Raw genomic sequence first — 17,684 nt, forward strand, 5'->3', positions numbered from 1 at the left:
TCTCACGCCTCGAACTGGGTGAGCGCCTCAGCGATCCCCTCGGAGGCAGGAAGGCTCGCGAGGAACCCGCCCTGACTGCTCACACGAGCCTTTACTTCGGGAATGGCGTTGAAGGGACAGGTCAAGAAAGCGGCGTAGCGGCGATCGAGCATGGGCAGATCGTTGTGGTGGTCGCCCGCGGCGAGGGTGGCGGAAGCATCCAGGCCGATCTCCTTTTGCACGGCTTCCAGAGCGCTGCCTTTATGAATGTCCCGGTGGGAAAAACGAAAGCCCTCGCAGTTGCGTTGGAGGGAGAGTTCGGGAAACGGGCGGATCCAATCACGGATCTTCTCATGGATCCGGTCGGCTTCCGTCGCATTCGAAGCCAAGATTTCCACGGGCGACCATTCGGCGCTCTGGTAGATCGCACGCGTCTGGTGCTGGAGAAAGTCGCGCATCCCTTCCCAAAGAGGGGCGGTGGCTGTAAAAAGCTCCTGGTGGAGATCCGAGCAGCGCTGGTTCCAGGATCGGTGGGGAATGGGAAGATGACGGTCGATCCGATACACTTCTCGCTCGCCGAGCACGACCCAGTCCGGCCAGCAAGGGAAGTGTTGTCGCTCGAGCTCGCGCTGCAGACTTTCCCACGACCGGCCGGTATTGATGACCCAGACCACACCTCTCTGCTCTCGGAGTTGATGCAGGCGAGCAAAAAAGGCGGGACAAACGGAGCGGTCGACTTCCTCCGAAATGGGAAGGAGCGTGCCGTCGAAGTCGGTGCAGACAAGCCGTAGGATCATAAGTCGCACCAGCGAGAGGCGCCGGCCGCACACTGATTCTTAGCACAAGCCGGATGGCGTGCAAAAGGTCCTTCACGAGGCGATCGAAAGAGCTCAAATGCGGGTTCTGCGGCCGGATTCGTCCGATCGGTAGTAGGCAACGCACACGTCAGGAATGGATTACGACCGACAAAAAATGTCACGCAATTGTAACAATGGTTTTCGCCTCCCCTGCGCTAAATTAGCAAGTCGAGCGACTTAATCCGCAGAATGATTTGCAGCGCAACAGCGGCGAACGGCGTCGACACCCGCAATGCCGGCAAGCGGCCGTAGAGCAGGAAAACAAGCAAGGAGACGAACATGTTGATGGAGCTTTTCTCTAAGGGTGGACCGATCATGTGGCCGATCGCGGTCCTTGCCGTGGTGACGGCGATCGTTCTAGTGGAGAGGGGTATATTCATCTTTCAGATGAGCCTCCGAAAAGATCCCAAGGCGGTACGCACCGTCTTCGAGTTGGTGGAACAAGGGTCTCTTGACGAAGCCGTCTCCGTGGCAAGCCGCTCCAAGGATCTGGTCGCCCAGGTCTTGGGAGAAGGATTGCGTCATCGCGACACCTCGCTCACCGAAGCTCTGTCCGAAGGCGCGAATGCGGTACTCCATCGCTTTCACCGGGGGTTGGTCGTGCTCGACACGGCAGTCACCCTTGGACCGCTGCTCGGTCTCTTAGGTACGGTGACGGGAATGATGCGAGCCTTTAGTCTCGTCGGAGGAGGGGAGCTTGCCGGAAAGCAGGCGGCCATCACCGGCGGGGTTGCCGAATCGCTTCTGGCGGTCTGTTTCGGCTTGGGGGTTGCGATCGCGGCGATCGTGCCTCTCAACTTTCTCAATGCTCGGTCGGAGCGTGTGCGCAGGCAGGTCGAGGCTTCCGCGACGCGGCTCGAGATGCTGATGGCCCGGAAGGGGTCGGAAGCCATGGTGCTGGATCAGGTTGCCTAGGGAGGCGGTTCCAAGGAAGAAGATTGCCCCATGCGCGTCGTCCTACAGGATCGCCATCGGCCGAGACTTGAGATCATCCCGTTCATCGACGTGATGTTCTTTCTCTTGGCTACGTTCATGATCGTCTCGCTTTCGATGACCAAGAACGAGGCCATCTCGATTCGTCTGCCCCAAGGAACGACCACGGTGGTCCAGAATCCCAACGATCAGATGATCGTGACGGTCCTGGCCAACGGGGATTATTCGATCGGAAAGGACAAGGTACCCGCGGACGACATCGGCAAGAAGCTCGCGGCGCTGAAGGCGGCGAATCCGGATCCCAAGGTTTTTGTCACGGGGGAGTCGGACGCTCCTTTCGAGCGGGTGATTCAGGTGGTTGACGAGGGGCGCAGGCTCGGAATCAGCCGGATCGCCATTCAGACGACTAAGCCGAAACCAACTGGACAACCAGGTACTGCCGCACCAGCCGGCCAAACAGCACAGCCTCAACAGCATCGTGCAGGAGAGGGGGTGAACAATGGAAAGAAATGACTGGTTCGGCTATCTCTTTTCCGTTCTTTTCCACGCCACGCTCCTGTTTGTGGTGGGCCTCTTCTTCATCCAGCGGATGGAGTATGGGATGCAGGCCGGGAATGCCCCGACGGAAGTCGATCTTACCGAGCCTCCGTCCCCGGAACCCCCCGCGCCGGAGCCTCCCCCGCAAGAGCCTACTCCGCCGCCGCCTCCGCCCCCGGAGGAAATGGCTCTTCCCACTCCGGAGGTGAAGCCGGCTCCTCCTAAGCCGCCTGTGCTCAAGCCGAGGCCGATAGCACGGAAGTCGGCGGCGGCGCCCGGTGTCCCCGGAGTGCCCTCCAAGGGAGTCCAGATGGCTGTTCCCGATTATTTGCGGAATCCTCCCCCTTTGTATCCGGCCTCCGCAAAATCGGCGGGTCACCAAGGACGAGTAATCCTGCGGGTCCATGTCACTGCGGACGGCAGGGCCGAGTCGGTCGACCTTCTCCAGAGTTCCGGCTACAGCGAGTTGGACGGGTCAGCGGTCAATGCGGTGCGCCGCTGGAGGTTCCGTCCGGCCCGGATGGGACCGGTCGCGGTGCCGATCAATGTGGATGTGCCGGTCAACTTCGTCCTCAAAAAATAGGGTGGGTCGTCGCATCGCGGGCCTTGTGCTTCAGAGCGTGCGTGGGTAGCGTTGGTCTGTGGTCACCCCGGGCAGGAAGGCGTTCCTAGAGCTGGCGAAGAGGGGTAACCTTATCCCGGTCTACCGGGAGATCGTTGCCGATCTGGACACCCCGGTTTCGGCCTTCGCCAAGCTGGGTGCGGACCGGCCCTTTGCCTTCCTCCTGGAATCGGCGGAGGCGGGGCGTTTTGACCGCTACTCTTTCCTCGGGGTCGATCCACTCCTTGTGCTGACGGTCCAGGCAGGGCGGACGCGCATCGACCACCGGGATGGCCGGAGGGAAGAGGCGGAGTGCCGGGACGATCCTCTGCGTGAGCTGGAACGGGTGATGGGCCGGTTTCAACCCGTCTGCCTCGAGGAACTCCCCCTCTTTAGCGGAGGAGCGGTCGGATTCCTCGGATACGAGGGAGCGACCTACTTCGAACCGACGATCCCTCGCGCCCGTCGCGCGGATCTTGGCACCCCGGATCTCCTCTTTCTCCTGGCGGATACGGTGATGGTCTTCGATCACCAGGAAAGGAAGATCAAGCTGATCGCCTATGCGTGGCTCCAGGGCGATCCCGAGGAGGCCTATGCCGAAGCGGTGCGGCGTATCGACTCAATGCAAGACGCACTCAGCCAAGGAGTGCGTCGGCCTTCTCTTCTTCGTCCGGGGACGGTGGCAGACCTCCCCTTCACGGCGAACATGGAGCCGGAGGAGTATGTTCGGATGGCGGAGAAGATGGCCGAGTATATTCGCGCGGGGGATATCTTTCAGGTCGTTCCTTCCCAGCGACTGGAGATCGACTTCGCGGGCGACCCCCTCGATCTTTACCGGGCCTTGCGCCTAGTCAATCCCTCTCCCTATATGTTTTGCCTGCGTCTCGGGGAGCTTGCTTTAGTCGGCTCCTCACCCGAAGTGCATGTTCGGTGCCGGGAGGGGAAGGCGTTGATGCGCCCGATTGCGGGAACCCGTCCTCGGCCGGAGGATCCGCGAGAGGAAGAAGCCGTCATCGAAGAGCTGCTGACCGATCCCAAGGAGCGGGCCGAGCATGTGATGCTCTTGGATTTAGCGCGCAACGACTTGGGTCGCGTCTGTTCCTATGCTTCCGTACGGGTGGCCGATTTTCTCGTCGTGGAGAGGTATAGTCATGTTCTGCATATCGTTTCCAGCGTGGAAGGCCGACTTCGTCCGGGGAAGGATCCTTTCGACGTGCTCCGTGCCACTTTTCCGGCCGGGACCGTCACGGGTGCCCCGAAAGTTCGGGCGATGCAGATCATTGCGGAGCTCGAGCCCACCGAGCGGGGACCGTATGCGGGCGTGGTCGGCTACTTCGGATTTTCGGGAACTCTCGACTCGTGCATTGCGATCCGGACCGTCCTTCTCCAGAAAGGGAAAGCGTTTCTTCAGGCGGGCGGAGGCCTTGTCGCGGACTCCACGCCGTGGGGGGAATATCGCGAATCGTTAAGCAAAGCGAAGGCGGGGCTAAAGGCCCTTGCTCTAGCAGACGCTCTTCGTTAGCGTCGATCGTTGGCAAAGATGCTCTTGGTGATCGATAATTACGACTCATTCACCTACAACCTCGTCCAGTACTTCGGAGAGCTGGGAGAGGATCCCGTTGTCGTTCGCCACGACGCCCTGGAGGCCGAAGGCGTCGCCGGCTTGGCTCCCGATTGGATCGTTCTTTCCCCGGGGCCGAAGACCCCGAGGGAAGCAGGCATCTGCTGCGAGGTGATCCGATTGCTCGGGGCCCGGATCCCCATCCTCGGGGTCTGCCTAGGGCATCAGTGTATCGGGGAAGTCTTCGGAGGGCGTGTCGTTCGCGCTCCCCGATTGATGCACGGCAAGACTTCACCGATCCTCCATCGGGGCGAGGGAATCTTTTCTGGAATTCCCTCTCCCTTCGAGGCGACCCGATATCACTCGCTTCTGGTGGAGCGGGAGAGCCTCCCCGAATGCCTGAGGATCACCGCGGAAAGCGACCAAGGGGAGATCATGGGGTTGCAGCATCGCACCCTGCCGATCTACGGCGTCCAATTTCATCCCGAATCGATTCTGACTCGGGAAGGGAAACGAATTCTGGAGAACTTTCTCTCCCTACGTCCGGAAGCCCGCGCCCTCCGGCAGGCAAAGGCGGGCTAGGGGAAAGTTGGTCTTGGCATGCGTTTTCTTCTGGATAACCCTATCTTTGCGATGGCCTGCCAGCAGTTCGACCAGGCCGCCGATCTCCTCGAGCTTCCGCAGGACTTAAGAGAGAGGACGAAGTGGCCGAAACGCCTCGTGACGGTTGCCGTTCCGGTGCGGATGGATTCAGGGGAGGTTTTCGTTTTTAGCGGATACCGGGTGCAGCACCATCTCTCCTTGGGGCCGACCAAAGGGGGAATTCGCTATGCTCCCAGCGTCGACCTGGGGGAAGTCGCGGCACTGGCGATGTGGATGAGCTGGAAGTGCGCCCTGATGCAGCTTCCGTACGGAGGAGCCAAAGGGGGAGTCGCTTGCGATCCGGGACAGTTGAGCCGGCGGGAATGCGAGGCATTGACGCGGCGGTACACCCAAGAGCTCATCTCCTTTATCGGCGCCCGATCGGACATTCCCGCTCCGGACCTGGGAACCGATGAACAGGTCATGGCATGGATGATGGACACCTATTCCACCCATGCCGGCTTTGCCGTGCCGGAGATCGTCACCGGGAAACCGGTCCCGATCGGCGGGTCTCTCGGGCGACGGGAAGCGACTGGAAGGGGGGTTGCTTTTCTGGTCAACCGGGCAGCCGAGCTCTGCAAGCTTCCCTCATCCCTGCGTGTGATCGTGCAAGGCTTCGGCAATGTGGGTTCCCATGCCGCGCTCGAGTTGGCTCGGACCGGAGCGAGAGTCGTGGGCGTTTCCGATCGAACCGGAGCGATTCATCGTACGGACGGGATCGATCTTGCCGCGTTGCAGCAGCATGCGGCTCGCCATGGAGGAGTCCGAGGATTTCCGGAAGCCGATCCGATCGACGACCGGGAGATCCTGCTTCAGCCGTGCGATGTTCTCATCCCGGCTGCCGTGGAACGGGTGATCACCGGGGAGATCGCCGGGAAAATTCAATGCCGCATTCTGGCGGAAGGGGCCAACGGCCCCACCACGCCGGAAGCGGACAAGGTGTTGGCGGAGCGCCCCGAGATCTTTCTCTTGCCGGATATTCTTTGCAACGCCGGCGGAGTCGTCACCAGCTACTTCGAGTGGGTGCAGGATCTGCAAAGTTTTTTCTGGTCAGAGCGGGAGGTGTACGACGCGCTCTACCGCATCCTCGAGGAGGCGCTTTCAACGATTCTCAAGCGCGTGGGGAAGCAAAAGAGCTCCATGCGAATGGCCGCCCTGATGATCGGGATCGAGCGGGTGGCGGAGGCCAAGAGGCTTCGAGGCCTCTTCCCCTGATTTCTCTTTTTGCTTGCGCAAGAGCCACATCATGGGATTCTTAAAGAACTTCGCGTTCCAGCGTGACTCTCTTGGCCGTGCGTGGTCTATCCCTTTTTGTCTTCGTTAGCGTTCTCTTCTCGATCGCCGCTTTTGGCCAGGACAGAGCAGCAGATCGAGGGATACCCCCGGGCGGAACGGGACAAGCGCCTCCCCTAGCGCCCGCGGCCCTTCCGGAGGCTCCCTCTTCTCAAGTCGTGGAAACAGCCAAGCCTGCGCTTCGTGGAGCGATGGTTCGATTGAGCGATTTCGGGACGGATGACGTGGCCTATCTGTCGATTCCCGATAGTCCTCCGATTGCGGCAGTGGTTCTGGTACCGGGGATGTGGGGATTGGACGATCGAATCAAGCTCTGCGCCGACCGTCTGGCACGGCAGGGATTCGTGGCTCTCGCCGTAGATCTTTTCAACGGACAGGTGCCGTCGGACGTGCGCATCGCCACCGATTTGGAACGGAGCCTTCGCGGAGAATCGTCCTTCCGCGTCATCGAAGCGGGCCTCCGGTTCGTTCGAGAGAGTCCGCGGTTCCGGACGGACCGGGTGGCGTTGATGGGCTGGGAGATCGGGGCGGGCTTCGTGCTCGAGATGCTCCTCACGGCAAAGGGGATCGATGCGGGAGTCTTGTACTATGGTCCGCTCGAACTCGATCGGGGGAAGATGGCAAAGCTCAAGGTTCCGGTCTGTGGGATCTATGGAGATCGCGACCCATCGATTCCCAAGGAGGAGCTGCTCCGGTTCAGCAAGATCGTCGAGGAGGAGCACAAGCCCTTCGACCTGCATGTTTTCCCCGCGGGCACGAGTTTTGCGGATCCGCATAGTCCGAGCTTCGATCCGGTCAGCGCGGAGGCGGCGTGGAACATCGCGGCAAACTTTCTCGGTCGCCAGCTTGCGCAAGGGGGAAAAAAAGACGGAGGTTGGCGCGATCTCTTTCGCATAAGCGAAAAGAAATGACGGAGCCCTTTCCTTCCTCGGCCGGCGGAGTGCGGTCTCGCTGGCGGCTCCTCCGGCATGGTCCCGGCGGACGCGCTTGGAATATGGCTCTCGATGAAGCTCTGCTGCGGTCCTCTTCGACTCCCCTCCTTCGAATCTACGAATGGGAAGGCAAAGCCGTAAGCATCGGCTACTTTCAGAGTTGGGAGGAAGTGCCGGAGGAGAGACCATTTGTCCGTCGGTGGACCGGTGGGGGGCTGGTCGACCATGCGGCGGACGTGACCTACACGGTCATCGTCCCGAGAAGTCATCCCGTCGCCTCCCTCTCGATCTCGGATGCGTACCGGCTTTTCCATGCCGCCGTTTGCCAAGCCCTGCTCTCGCTCGGGTTTTCTGCGGAATTGACCACCGCGAGCGAGCCTGGATCTTCGGCCCGTTGCTTTGCCCGCCCGGTCCGTTTCGATGTGATGGCCGACGGGAAGAAGGTTGCCGGCGGCGCCCAGAGGCGGACTCGTGACGGGCTCCTTCACCAGGGCAGCATCCTCTGGCCCACAGCGGCCGATCGCTCCCGAATCGCTTCCGCTCTTCCCCAGGGGTTCGCGGAAGTCATGGAAGCCGACCTCGTGCCGGATCGCCTTTCCGAGGAGGAGCTTCGGCTTGCCCGGCAGCTTGAGCGGGAGCGTTACGCGACAGACCAGTGGAACCGAGGGCGGTGAAGCCGGGTTGCCTCCAGGCTCATTCGCGGCACCTCGGTACGAACTTTGTGGGAAACGGTCGCTCGATCAGCGAAGGATCTTCTTGGGATCGACCGCCTTCCGGCCGAAGGCCTCGGCGACACCTGGGCAACTGACTTCGCCGCCGATGGTGTTGATTGCGGAGCAGAGGTCCGGATTGGTTTTCGCGGCGGCGGCGCCTGCCGAAGCGAGGATGAGGATCCAAGGGAGAGTCGCGTTCGTCAGCGCAATCGTGGAGGTTCGAGGGACAGCCGCGGGAATGTTGGTCACGGCATAATGGAGGATGCCGTCCACGGAAAAGACCGGATTGTCGTGGGTGGTGGGATGGGTCACGGTTTCGACGCAGCCGCCCTGATCGATGGAGATATCCATGACGACGGATCCTCGCCTCATTCGCTGAATGATTTGGCGGGAGAGCAACTTTGGTGCTCGAGCCCCCGGTACGAGGACCGCTCCGACCACGAGGTCCGCACGCTGGAACTCCTCTTCCAGATAATAGGGGGTGACGACCGCAGTTCGGATACGGCCTCCAAAGAGATCGTCGAGAAATCGCAGACGAACGGCGTTCTGATCGAAAAGGAGAACTTCTGCTCCCATGCCCGAAGCGATCCGCGCCGCCTGCGTGCCCACCGTGCCGCCTCCGACAATGATGACTCGCCCGGGCGGGACGCCGGGCACCCCGCCGAGCAGGATCCCGGACCCCCCTTGCGCATTTTCCAGGAAGTGCGCTCCGGCTTGGACGGCAACCCTTCCCGCGACCTCGCTCATGGGAATGAGCAGGGGTAGGCTCCCGTCGGGAAGCTGCAAGGTCTCGTAAGCGAGTGCGGTGACTTCTTGGGAGACAAGGGCTTCCGTCAATGACCGAGTGGCGGCCAGATGGAGGTAGGAAAAGAGAAGGAGACCTTTACGAAAAAACGGGATCTCCGACTCGATGGGCTCTTTAACCTTTACGACGAGCTCCGAGAGCCAGCAGCTTTCCCAATCGCCGATTTTTGCCCCCGCTCGGTTGTACTCCGCATCGGAGAAGCCGCTCGAGAGCCCCGCTTCCGTTTCGACCGTCACCGCGTGACCGGCCTGCACGAGCGCGTGAGCGCCGGCAGGCGTCAGGGCCACTCGATTTTCTCCTTGTTTCCGTTCCTTTGGGACGCCGATACGCATGGTTGCGGTCCTTTCGATTGAGGGCAACAAAGCAGTGCGGTCGTCTGCCGACAAGTCTTTTTGCCGATTTTCCCTTGAGAGAAGGGCCGGGCTTGGGAAGCTTGGCTTGCCTTTCCGCAAAGAACTCCCTCACGATAACCGTGCCGTGATTGCGATCTTGATCGGAACGAATCGATTGGGAAGCCGGACGAGGCTCGTTGGGGCCCAGTTGGTCCGTCTCTATCACGAACTGGGAGAGGAAGCTCGTCCGATCGACCTCGGACTCCTACCGATCGAGGTCGGCAGCCCGCGTGCTTACGCCGACAGGCCGGCGGAAGTGAGCCGGTTTGCCGCGCTTTTGGGAGAGGCACGGGGTATTGTCGTCGTTCTTCCGGAATACAATGGGAGCTTTCCGGGCATCCTGAAGCTCTTTCTGGATCTTTTGCCGCATCCCAGCCCTTTGGAAGGCAAGCCGATCTGCCTGGTGGGCGCGGCGAGCGGCCGCTTCGGCGGCCTGCGAGCCGTCGAGCAGATGCAGAATCATCTGCTCTACCGCAGATCCCATCCCTACCCCTATTCCGTTCTGCTTTCGGACGTCGAGATGCTGCTGGCAAAAACTGCGAGGATCGAAGATCCCGCGACGATCAAACGGCTGCGCGCGCAGGCGGAAGGATTTTTGGGCTTCGTAGCGAGCCTTGCCCCGGAAAAAGGTTAGCCGCCATTTCTCGCAAATTTCGTAGCCGAGGCGCCGCAAATGGGCTTGGATGCGAGACGTGGCGCAGGTTTTCCCCCGGAGTTGTATGACGACATACTGCGAGGAGGGAGAACCAAGCCCAACGAAGCAGGCAAGCCCGTTGTGCAAGCCGCAGGAGAAAGCTTGTGAGAAATGGCGGCTACCCCGGCCTGCCGAGTAGTCGCTGGTAGATCTCTTCGTAGGCCGCTGCGCTTCGGTCCCAGGAAAACTCTTGGCGCATCGCCTCCTGGCGCATCGCTTGGAGAGAGGGAGGGTCGCGATAGACTGCTTTTGCCCGCTGAACGGCCTCGGCAAAGGCGCTTACGACAGGAGCCTGGAAGAGAAACCCCGTTCCTTGTCCCGTAGCCGGATCCCAGGAGGCAACGGTATCCGCCAACCCTCCGGTTTCGCGGGCGATCGGAAGAGTTCCGTAACGTAGGGCGTAGAGTTGGGTGAGGCCGCACGGCTCGAAGAGGGAGGGCATGAGCAGGAAGTCGGCGCCGGCCAGGAGAAGGCGGGCAAAAGCCTCGTCGAATCCGATCTGGACCGCGATGCTCTTCGGAAACTCTCGGGCCAAGCCCAGCAGGCTCTCCTGCAAATAGGGATCGCCTTCTCCCAGCACGACGAGGCGGCCTTCTTCCTTCCGGATCTCGTCGATGATTTCGATCAGAAGCGGAATCCCTTTTTGCGCGGTGAGCCGGGAGATCACGCAAAAGAGGGGAGCGCCGGACGGCTCCCACCCGACCTGCTTGGCAACCAGATCCTTGGAGAGCTGCTTGGCGCCCGTGTTGTGCTCGGAATAGGGGGCGGGCAAAGCAGGGTCGCTGCGTGGATCCCATCGGCTGTAATCGGCGCCGTTGAGGATTCCGGAAAGCTTGTATCTTCTTTCGCGCAGGACCTCGGCGAGCCCGCAGCCGAACTCGGGCGTTTGTATTTCCCGGGCATAGCGCGGACTCACGGTAGTCAGCCGGTCGGAAAAGACGATCGCCGCCTTCAGGCAGTTGATGTGCTGGTGAAACTCGATTCCGGCGGGAGAAAAGTAGTCGGACGGCAGATTGGTCAAGGGAAAATCCAAACCCCAAAAGTTGCCCTGGTAGGCGAGGTTGTGAATCGTGAAAAGCGTCCGGAAAGGGAGGCGTCCGGCGCGAACGAACGCGGGAGCCAGGCCGGTGTGCCAATCGTGGAGATGAAGAATCTCCGGCGTCGGCCGCACGTGGGGAGCGAGCAGCGGAATGATTTTCGAGAAGAAAAAGAAGCGGCTGGCATTATCCGTGTAATCCTTACCCGGAGGACCATAAAGATAGGTCCGGTCGAAGAACTCGTCCTTTTCGACGAGGAAAAGGCGAATCTCCCGGTCGGTCCGACCTTCCCAGATGCGGGCGCTCTGCAGGCCAGGACCCAAGGGGGCGTGAAGGACGAGGTCGGTGGGCCTTAGCTCCGGGATGGTTTCACGGATCGACCGGAAGAGAGGGAGCACGCAGGCAACGGAGTGCCCTCGCCGGCGCAGGGCAACGGGGAGGGCGGCCAGCACATCGGCAAGTCCGCCCGTCTTTGCATAGGGGGAAAGCTCGGTTGCGGCAAAGAGGAGATTCATTCGGGCTTAACCGCCATTTCCCACAAGCTTTCTCCTGCGGCTTGCACAATGGGCTTGTCTGCTTTGTTGGGCTTGGTTTTCCATCCTTGCAGTATGTCCTCATACAGCCCCGGTGGAAAACCGGCGCCGCGCCTCGCATCCAAACCCATTTGCGGCGCCTCGGCCACGAAATTTGTGCGAAATGGCGGTTAGGTCACCGGCGGCCGTGTCGGGCGGAGCGGGAGGGTACAAGCGATTTCGATTTGCACGAGTGCGGACTTGAAGATAGGCTACTTTTGGATAAAAAGATCGAATCGAAATGTCAAAGGCTTGCGCCTTGGCTCGGCAAATCCGCGACTATCATTTCCCTGTCTCGTTCTATTCGACGAGATCCAGCAGGGCGGTTGAACTCATGTCTTGCAGAGTGTCTAGCGCGCAGGGACGATGACACAGGAAACGCTCGCATTCAGCGGACCGAGAGATGTGGCGGCAATCCTCGGGAATGAATCCAAGAATGTGCGCATTCTCGAAGAGGCTTTTTCGGTGAAAGTGATCACCCGGGAAGGGTGGATCCGCATCGAGGGCGAAGCAGACGGCGTGGCGAAGGCGACACGAGCCTTCCGACAGCTCGAGGATGCTCGCCATCGGGGAGTCAATATTGGGAAACAGGAGCTGCGATATACCGTGGATGTCATAGGACGGGGGGATGGAGTCGATTTGGCGACGTTGCATCGTCAGGGCCTGCGTCCGTCGAGGAACGGGGCATCGATCGTGGCACGTACTCCCAGCCAGCGCGCCTACGTAGAGGCGTTGCGCTCTCATGAGCTGGTCTTTGGGGTCGGGCCGGCCGGAACCGGTAAGACCTACTTGGCGGTAGCCGCCGCGGTCGCGGCACACCGGGCGCAGGAGGTAGAGCGGATCGTGCTCACACGGCCTGCGGTGGAGGCGGGAGAGGCCTTGGGCTTCCTCCCCGGACAGGTGGAGGAGAAGGTCCTTCCCTATCTGCGGCCTCTTTACGACGCCCTCGACGAGATGCTCCCTGCGGAAGAGTTGCAGCGTTACCTAAGCCGTGGCTGGATCGAGATTGCTCCTCTTGCGTTCATGCGAGGTCGGACCTTGGCGCACTGCTTCGTGATTCTGGACGAAGCGCAGAACACCACGCCGGAGCAGATGTTCATGCTTCTCACGCGCATGGGCCCGGGTTCTCGCTGCGCGGTCACTGGAGATCCCACGCAGATCGACCTTCCCCGCGGTCGCCAATCGGGCTTGTTGGAGGCGATCGCCGCGCTACGGGAGCAGCAGGGGATCTCGATCTGCGAGTTCGGGGAAGGGGATGTGCTTCGCCACGATCTGGTGCGGCGAATCCTGGGAGCCTACCGCGTGCATCGGGAACGGACCGGTCGGTTAGCGAACTCATGAGCTTGTTCGAGCACTGGCGGTTGAAGCGCAAGGGACTGGCCTGCGGTCGGTCCCGAAGAACGATGAGTTGTTCCAAATGGCGGGAGATGCTGGAGAAGGACCAGCGAGTCCGTGGGTTTCTCTTCTTTCTCTTTACGGCACTAAGCATCGCCTGCGGCACCTGGTCTCACGCCCATCCCACCTACGCGGTCGCCCTGTTGACGGTCGTTTTGTCGGTAGGAATCTTCATCCCGATGCGAATCGGGCTTCCCGAGCTCTTCCAGAGCAATTCCAAGCTTGCGCTCGTGTTGGTGGCCATTCTGATCAACCTGTTTGTCAGCAAAGCGGTCTACCTCTGGTCGATGCATCAACCGGGGGCGGAGTTTCATGCTCTCTACTTTTATGTTCCCACCGCGCTCGCCCCTCTGCTGACGACCTCGCTTCTCGGGGCCTTTCCCGGGCTCTTTACCGTTTTTGCTTCCTCGCTTTTCAGCGCGGTTCTGATCAACCAGAGCATTCCTCTTCTGGTGAACAATCTCGTATCGGGATTCGTGGGCGTTTACATGACCCAGAGGGTCCGTCGTCGCCGGGACATCATTCAGGCGGGAATGGCGGTGGGCGTAGTGAGCCTCGTGTGCGCCATGGCGTTCGGCTATGTGGGCGAAACGGAAAGCGATGTGCTCATCGAGCAGGGTGCCTGGAGCGTAATTCTTGGTTTCCTGACCGGAGTCCTCGTCAACGCAATCTTGCCCTTCATGGAGGAGCTCTTTTGCGTGAACACCGATTTCACCTGGCTTGAGCTCTCCGACCTGAATCATCCGTTGCTGCGGCGTCTTGCGAGCGAGGCTCCCGGGACTTATCACCACAGCCTCATGGTCGCGAATCTTGCGGAAGCGGCGGCGCAGACTGTAGGAGCCAACTTCTCTCTCTGCCGGGTGATGGCCTATTTTCATGACGTCGGAAAGCTGGTGAACCCGCAATATTTTGCGGAAAACATCGATGGCGCAGAGAACCCGCACGACAGACTCTCGCCTTCGTTGAGCGCCTTGGTGATCGTCTCTCACGTCAAGGATGGGATGGAGCTGGCTCAGCGCTATCATTTGAAACGGCCCATTCTGGATGGCATCGAGCAACATCATGGCGATTCCCTCGTATACTATTTTTATCAACGGGCGCTTCGAACGGTCGAAGACTTCAAGGCAGGCGTCCGCATTTTGGGAGCCTCGGAGAAGGATGTGCCCCGATTCGACGAGAGCCAGTTTCACTATCCTGGGCCAAAGCCGCAGAGCCGGGAAGCGGGGATTCTGATGCTTGCCGATATCGTGGAAAGCGCCTCTCGCAGCCTGGAGAGGCCGACTGCGCAACGGATCGAGCAGATGGTGCGCGAACTGGTTTGGCGGAAGCTGGCCAGCCATCAACTCGACGAATGCCATCTCACGCTCCAGGAGTTGCATTCGATCGAAGAAAGTCTGAGCTTTACCTTGAAGACGATGTTGCACAGTCGTCTCCGATATCCGCAGAAAGAACCCGATGATGCCGAAGCTCTCCGTCTTCAACCGTCAACGGCAGGTACTCCTCTCCTGTCGGGCTTTGCTCCTCCAGTGGCAGATGGCTCTTCGACGGATCAAGACGCGAGGTCAACCATTACCGCCGAGCATTGAGCTCTCCCTGGTCTCTTCGCGAGCCATGGCGGCGCTGCATGTTAAATGGCTCCGGGAGCCGGGGCCGACCGACGTCCTCTCCTTCGATTACGGAGAGGTGATCGTTTGTCCTTGGGTCGCCGAAAAGGAAGCGCCTCGGCATAATCTGACCACGGAAGAGGAACTGCTTCTTTACGGGATCCATGGGTTTCTTCATCTAACCGGATGGGACGACAAATCGCGTGCGGATCGCGTGGCGATGGTGGCGGAGCAAGGGCGTCTTTTTGCGCTGGCTCGGGGAGCCGTCCCTCGTTCGAATCCCGGGAATGCCGCACGGGAACCCTGAACAATGGATCGGGAGCGGCAAACGGAAGCCATCCTTCTGCGTCGGCATTCCTATTCCGAGAGCAGTTGGATTCTTGGCTGGATGACGGCCGACCTGGGCTGGATCCAGACTCTGGCAAAGGGCGCAAAAAGATGGACAGGTTCCCACCGCGGACCTCTTGATCTTTTTTATCTCTGCGAGATTGCGGTGCTTGCCCCTCGGACGGGAGATCTCCATCTCTTCAAGGAGGCGCGAGTAAGAAATCCATTTTTAGCACTTCGAAGAAGCTGGGCCACCTTCTCCTGTGCGCAATATTTCGGCGAACTCTTGGGGGGCTCCGTGGAGCGGGGAACTCCTTTCCCGGAACTCTACGACTTACTGCGCAAGGCACTCACCTATTTGGAAACGCATCCGCCCTCCCTTATCCTCATCGAGCGCTATGAACGTCGCCTTCTGGAGGCGAGCGGGTTGAGGGGAGGTGGCTTCGCTGCTTTGGATGAGCTCCTGGGGAGCAGTGCTTCTCGGATTTTTGCGTCCAGGAAAAGCCTAACCGAAGCGGTCCTATCCGGCGCCTGACTTGCCATCCCACAGGCGGAATTACTCTTCCTCGGTGAGCGCGATCTCGCGAAGGCTTCGGAAATCAACCTTGCCCAGCGGGGTCTTGGGAATCTCCGGCCGCACGATCACCTTTCGTGGGCTCCAGAGCGAGGAGAGCCCCTGCGCGACGAACTTCCGGCGAAGTGACGATGTGGTCAGCGGGCGATTGGAAAAAAGGACGAGCTCTTCCCCTCGCTTCCCATGCGGAATGCCCACAACGGCGACTTCGAAGCCTTCCCCCAGTTCCGGGCCGAAAGAGCGAAGGATGGTTTCTTCCACGGTTCCGTGGGGCACCATCTCCCCGGCGAGCTTGGAAAACCGGCTGATCCGTCCTTCGATCTGGAGAAAGCCGGCTTCGTCCACGCGTCCCACATCGCCACTCAAGAGCCAGCCTTCGGAGAGGGCCCCTTGCGTGCGGAGCGGATCGTCAAGATAACCGCGGAAGATATTGGCTCCTCGGAAGCAGAGGATGCCGCGCTCGGAAAGAGAAAGATCGGCCCCGGTGTCCGGGTGCCGGACCCGCACGCTGATCCCCGGAGCAATGCGACCGACGGTTCCCGGACGGTTTCGTGCGCGGTAAGCGGAACTATCCACCGGATAACGGAGATCCATGAGGTTTGTGGAAACAACCGGAGAGGCCTCGGTCAGGCCGTAGCCTTCGCAGACCGGAGTACCGAACTTCGCTTCAAACTCCGCCCTCAACGCTTGGGGAAGCCTTTCGGATCCGACGATCACCAGGCGAAGGCTGCGCATCTGATTCCGCTCGGCCTTCCGCAAAAGCGTTCTCAGAAAGGTAGGCGCCGTGATGAGAAGGTCGATCCGGTGGGTCTCAATCAGTTGAGCAAGCTTCTCGGCCTCCATCGGGCTCACGTAGGTGATCGCATGAGGTCCGCCCATGAGTGGCCACCAGAGGGTGGCGGTGGCTCCGAAGCTGTGAAAGACCGGCAGGCAGGCCAAGACGCGCTCAACCTGGATCTGACCCAGAATCGCCTCGATCTGGCCCACGTTCGCAAGGAGATTGCGGTGGGAAAGAGACACTCCCTTGGGGTCGCCGGCCGTGCCGCTCGTAAAGAGGAGCGAAGCCTCCCGGTTCCCGCCGGATAGAGGAATGCCGGTCACGCGGAGGGCGAGTCTGGTAGGGAGGTACGAGGTCAGAAAGAGATCACGGAGGAGAGAGAGACGAGAAAAACCCGATAGGAGCTTTCGCAGGTCGACCGTCCGATCCGTCCAGGGGAAATCGCCAAGCTTCGCCTGGATGGCTTCGGCGGTGAGGATCGTTCGGAGCCCGGCGTTTCGGATGGCGACGGTGTTCATTGTTCGCCCGGCCGTAAAGTTGAGGTTGACGGGGGCCTTCCCCGCGAAGAGACAGGCCAGATTGGCTGCGGCAGCGCCGATCCCATGGGGCAAGACGAGCCCCACCCGCGGTTCGGGAACGGAGCGGCGCAGCCATCGGGCGAGGCGCAAGCCCAAAGCGAGCAGCTTCGCTCCGCTCAGGGTTCGGCTTTCCTGGAAACCGTCGGTGAGAACGGCGCGAGAACGCGCCTCGCGCAACGCCAGGAAACAGGCCAAGGCAAGGTTTCCCTCGATCTCCGGCCTGCTGGAAAGCGAGCGCTCCCCGAGGTCGTACCAACTCTTGACGAGCCAATCGAGAGAGAGGGTCGGGACGGAACGGGGAGGTCCGATATGGATGAGAGAAGATTCTTTCGGGGCAGCGGACTCGAGAGCCCAGCGACGCAAGAGCAGGATCCACAGTAGATCGATCCATGCGGGGCAAACCGGCCCTGAATAGGCCTCGAAGACCTTTTGGAAGACCGGATTCGGAGGGTGAACCGCGTGATCGGGGTCCGACCGGATCTCATCCATCAATGCGACGAGTTGACCGGACTCTGTGCACTCGAGGAGCCGCTGCGCGATTCGGGGAGCCTCCTCTTCTCCGAAAACATTGACTCCCCTGCGCTGCAACTCCGCCACCTCTTCGCGAGAAAGACCGGTTTCCGGAACTGCCAGGAGGATCGGTCGGGGAGAGTCGTCGACCAGGGAGAGAAGAGACTCCTTCGGCGCACCGGCAAAGGCTAAGAGACACCCGGTCGGAGGGAGCCATTCTTTTCCGAGCCAGCGGGAAGTCGACATTCGAAAGGAGTGAAAATGCGCTAGAAGGTTGCTAATGGCAACTGCTTAGCCTGCATTTCTTAAAAAAGTTCGCACCCCAACCGGCGAGAAAGTCGGGTGAGCGGCGCCGGGACAACGGAGCTTT

General features: G+C 60.6%; 18 protein-coding genes. 13 read left to right on the top strand and 5 right to left on the bottom strand.

Features of this window, described 5'->3' with window-relative positions:
- Window positions 1–2: 2 nt before the first annotated feature.
- Both MAMT_RS05710 and MAMT_RS11330 read right to left on the bottom strand, forming a co-directional pair.
- Window positions 3–776: an HAD family hydrolase gene (locus MAMT_RS05710; RefSeq protein WP_142660020.1), complete on the bottom strand. Its 774-nt coding sequence runs from the start codon at window positions 774–776 to the stop codon at window positions 3–5.
- 215 nt (window positions 777–991) lie between these two features.
- Window positions 992–1,216, bottom strand: coding sequence for a hypothetical protein (locus tag MAMT_RS11330; protein ID WP_178086927.1), 225 nt, complete (start codon window positions 1,214–1,216; stop codon window positions 992–994).
- A gap of 7 nt (window positions 1,217–1,223) precedes the next feature.
- On the opposite strand from MAMT_RS11330, the gene MAMT_RS05715 reads away from it, so the two are divergent.
- From MAMT_RS05715 to MAMT_RS05750, 8 genes are all read left to right on the top strand, one after another.
- On the top strand, window positions 1,224–1,751 hold the full coding sequence (locus MAMT_RS05715) for a MotA/TolQ/ExbB proton channel family protein (RefSeq protein WP_246186554.1): 528 nt from the start codon (window positions 1,224–1,226) through the stop codon (window positions 1,749–1,751).
- Window positions 1,752–1,781: 30 nt separating this feature from the next.
- Window positions 1,782–2,282 (top strand): ExbD/TolR family protein, encoded by a 501-nt coding sequence (locus MAMT_RS05720; RefSeq protein ID WP_142660022.1) that lies wholly within the window; start codon window positions 1,782–1,784, stop codon window positions 2,280–2,282.
- Entirely contained in the window at window positions 2,269–2,889 is a 621-nt protein-coding gene (locus MAMT_RS05725) for an energy transducer TonB (protein WP_142660023.1), read from the top strand. Before MAMT_RS05720 ends, MAMT_RS05725 begins: the two co-directional genes overlap by 14 nt.
- 58 nt (window positions 2,890–2,947) lie before the next feature.
- Window positions 2,948–4,429 carry an anthranilate synthase component I gene (trpE, locus tag MAMT_RS05730; protein WP_142660024.1) on the top strand — a complete coding sequence of 494 codons (1,482 nt, stop codon included), beginning with the start codon at window positions 2,948–2,950 and terminating at the stop codon, window positions 4,427–4,429.
- A gap of 18 nt (window positions 4,430–4,447) precedes the next feature.
- Window positions 4,448–5,050: an anthranilate synthase component II gene (locus MAMT_RS05735; RefSeq protein ID WP_142660025.1), complete on the top strand. Its 603-nt coding sequence runs from the start codon at window positions 4,448–4,450 to the stop codon at window positions 5,048–5,050.
- Between the two features lie 18 nt (window positions 5,051–5,068).
- A complete protein-coding gene (locus tag MAMT_RS05740) occupies window positions 5,069–6,325 on the top strand; it encodes a Glu/Leu/Phe/Val family dehydrogenase (RefSeq protein WP_142660026.1) in 1,257 nt (418 codons plus the stop codon).
- Between the two features lie 236 nt (window positions 6,326–6,561).
- On the top strand, window positions 6,562–7,314 hold the full coding sequence (locus MAMT_RS05745; protein ID WP_246186555.1) for a dienelactone hydrolase family protein: 753 nt from the start codon (window positions 6,562–6,564) through the stop codon (window positions 7,312–7,314).
- The gene (locus MAMT_RS05750; RefSeq protein ID WP_142660028.1) at window positions 7,311–8,009 is read left to right on the top strand and encodes a lipoate--protein ligase family protein; all 699 of its coding nucleotides are present in this window, start codon (window positions 7,311–7,313) and stop codon (window positions 8,007–8,009) included. Before MAMT_RS05745 ends, MAMT_RS05750 begins: the two co-directional genes overlap by 4 nt.
- A gap of 66 nt (window positions 8,010–8,075) precedes the next feature.
- On the opposite strand, the gene ald is transcribed toward MAMT_RS05750, so the two are convergent.
- A complete protein-coding gene (gene ald, locus MAMT_RS05755; protein WP_142660029.1) occupies window positions 8,076–9,185 on the bottom strand; it encodes an alanine dehydrogenase in 1,110 nt (369 codons plus the stop codon).
- A gap of 145 nt (window positions 9,186–9,330) precedes the next feature.
- Here ald and MAMT_RS05760 point away from each other — a divergent pair, with 145 nt between their 5' ends.
- Window positions 9,331–9,879: an NADPH-dependent FMN reductase gene (locus MAMT_RS05760; protein ID WP_178086936.1), complete on the top strand. Its 549-nt coding sequence runs from the start codon at window positions 9,331–9,333 to the stop codon at window positions 9,877–9,879.
- Window positions 9,880–10,057: 178 nt separating this feature from the next.
- Here the strand turns inward: MAMT_RS05760 and glgA are convergent, their stop codons facing one another.
- Complete coding sequence (gene glgA / locus MAMT_RS05770) at window positions 10,058–11,491, bottom strand: glycogen synthase GlgA (protein ID WP_142660031.1); 1,434 nt, start codon at window positions 11,489–11,491, stop codon at window positions 10,058–10,060.
- A 423-nt stretch (window positions 11,492–11,914) separates the two neighbouring features.
- On the opposite strand from glgA, the gene MAMT_RS05780 reads away from it, so the two are divergent.
- The 4 genes from MAMT_RS05780 (at window position 11,915) to recO (ending at window position 15,409) form a co-directional block, all read left to right on the top strand.
- On the top strand, window positions 11,915–12,889 hold the full coding sequence (locus tag MAMT_RS05780; protein WP_142660032.1) for a PhoH family protein: 975 nt from the start codon (window positions 11,915–11,917) through the stop codon (window positions 12,887–12,889).
- Between the two features lie 62 nt (window positions 12,890–12,951).
- Window positions 12,952–14,529 (top strand): HD family phosphohydrolase, encoded by a 1,578-nt coding sequence (locus MAMT_RS05785; protein WP_246186556.1) that lies wholly within the window; start codon window positions 12,952–12,954, stop codon window positions 14,527–14,529.
- Between the two features lie 25 nt (window positions 14,530–14,554).
- Window positions 14,555–14,854: an rRNA maturation RNase YbeY gene (ybeY, locus tag MAMT_RS05790; RefSeq protein ID WP_246186557.1), complete on the top strand. Its 300-nt coding sequence runs from the start codon at window positions 14,555–14,557 to the stop codon at window positions 14,852–14,854.
- Between the two features lie 3 nt (window positions 14,855–14,857).
- Window positions 14,858–15,409 (top strand): DNA repair protein RecO, encoded by a 552-nt coding sequence (recO, locus tag MAMT_RS05795; protein ID WP_142660035.1) that lies wholly within the window; start codon window positions 14,858–14,860, stop codon window positions 15,407–15,409.
- 21 nt (window positions 15,410–15,430) lie between these two features.
- Here recO and MAMT_RS05800 read toward each other — a convergent pair whose 3' ends face one another.
- The gene (locus MAMT_RS05800; RefSeq protein ID WP_142660036.1) at window positions 15,431–17,560 is read right to left on the bottom strand and encodes an AMP-binding protein; all 2,130 of its coding nucleotides are present in this window, start codon (window positions 17,558–17,560) and stop codon (window positions 15,431–15,433) included.
- Window positions 17,561–17,684: the final 124 nt, after the last annotated feature.

It is taken from the genome of Methylacidimicrobium tartarophylax (genome assembly GCF_902143375.2).
Classification (GTDB): Bacteria; Verrucomicrobiota; Verrucomicrobiia; order Methylacidiphilales; family Methylacidiphilaceae; genus Methylacidimicrobium; species Methylacidimicrobium tartarophylax.

Bases quoted from the DNA above. Each gene is read 5' to 3' on its own strand.
- MAMT_RS05710 (WP_142660020.1), bottom strand. From the start codon at position 776: ATGATCCTACGGCTTGTCTGCACCGACTTCGACGGCACGCTCCTTCCC.
- MAMT_RS11330 (WP_178086927.1), bottom strand. From the start codon at position 1,216: ATGAATATACCCCTCTCCACTAGAACGATCGCCGTCACCACGGCAAGG.
- MAMT_RS05715 (WP_246186554.1), top strand. From the start codon at position 1,224: ATGAGCCTCCGAAAAGATCCCAAGGCGGTACGCACCGTCTTCGAGTTG.
- MAMT_RS05720 (WP_142660022.1), top strand. From the start codon at position 1,782: ATGCGCGTCGTCCTACAGGATCGCCATCGGCCGAGACTTGAGATCATC.
- MAMT_RS05725 (WP_142660023.1), top strand. From the start codon at position 2,269: ATGGAAAGAAATGACTGGTTCGGCTATCTCTTTTCCGTTCTTTTCCAC.
- MAMT_RS05735 (WP_142660025.1), top strand. From the start codon at position 4,448: ATGCTCTTGGTGATCGATAATTACGACTCATTCACCTACAACCTCGTC.
- MAMT_RS05740 (WP_142660026.1), top strand. From the start codon at position 5,069: ATGCGTTTTCTTCTGGATAACCCTATCTTTGCGATGGCCTGCCAGCAG.
- MAMT_RS05750 (WP_142660028.1), top strand. From the start codon at position 7,311: ATGACGGAGCCCTTTCCTTCCTCGGCCGGCGGAGTGCGGTCTCGCTGG.
- ald (WP_142660029.1), bottom strand. From the start codon at position 9,185: ATGCGTATCGGCGTCCCAAAGGAACGGAAACAAGGAGAAAATCGAGTG.
- glgA (WP_142660031.1), bottom strand. From the start codon at position 11,491: ATGAATCTCCTCTTTGCCGCAACCGAGCTTTCCCCCTATGCAAAGACG.
- MAMT_RS05780 (WP_142660032.1), top strand. From the start codon at position 11,915: ATGACACAGGAAACGCTCGCATTCAGCGGACCGAGAGATGTGGCGGCA.
- MAMT_RS05785 (WP_246186556.1), top strand. From the start codon at position 12,952: ATGAGTTGTTCCAAATGGCGGGAGATGCTGGAGAAGGACCAGCGAGTC.
- ybeY (WP_246186557.1), top strand. From the start codon at position 14,555: ATGGCGGCGCTGCATGTTAAATGGCTCCGGGAGCCGGGGCCGACCGAC.
- recO (WP_142660035.1), top strand. From the start codon at position 14,858: ATGGATCGGGAGCGGCAAACGGAAGCCATCCTTCTGCGTCGGCATTCC.
- MAMT_RS05800 (WP_142660036.1), bottom strand. From the start codon at position 17,560: ATGTCGACTTCCCGCTGGCTCGGAAAAGAATGGCTCCCTCCGACCGGG.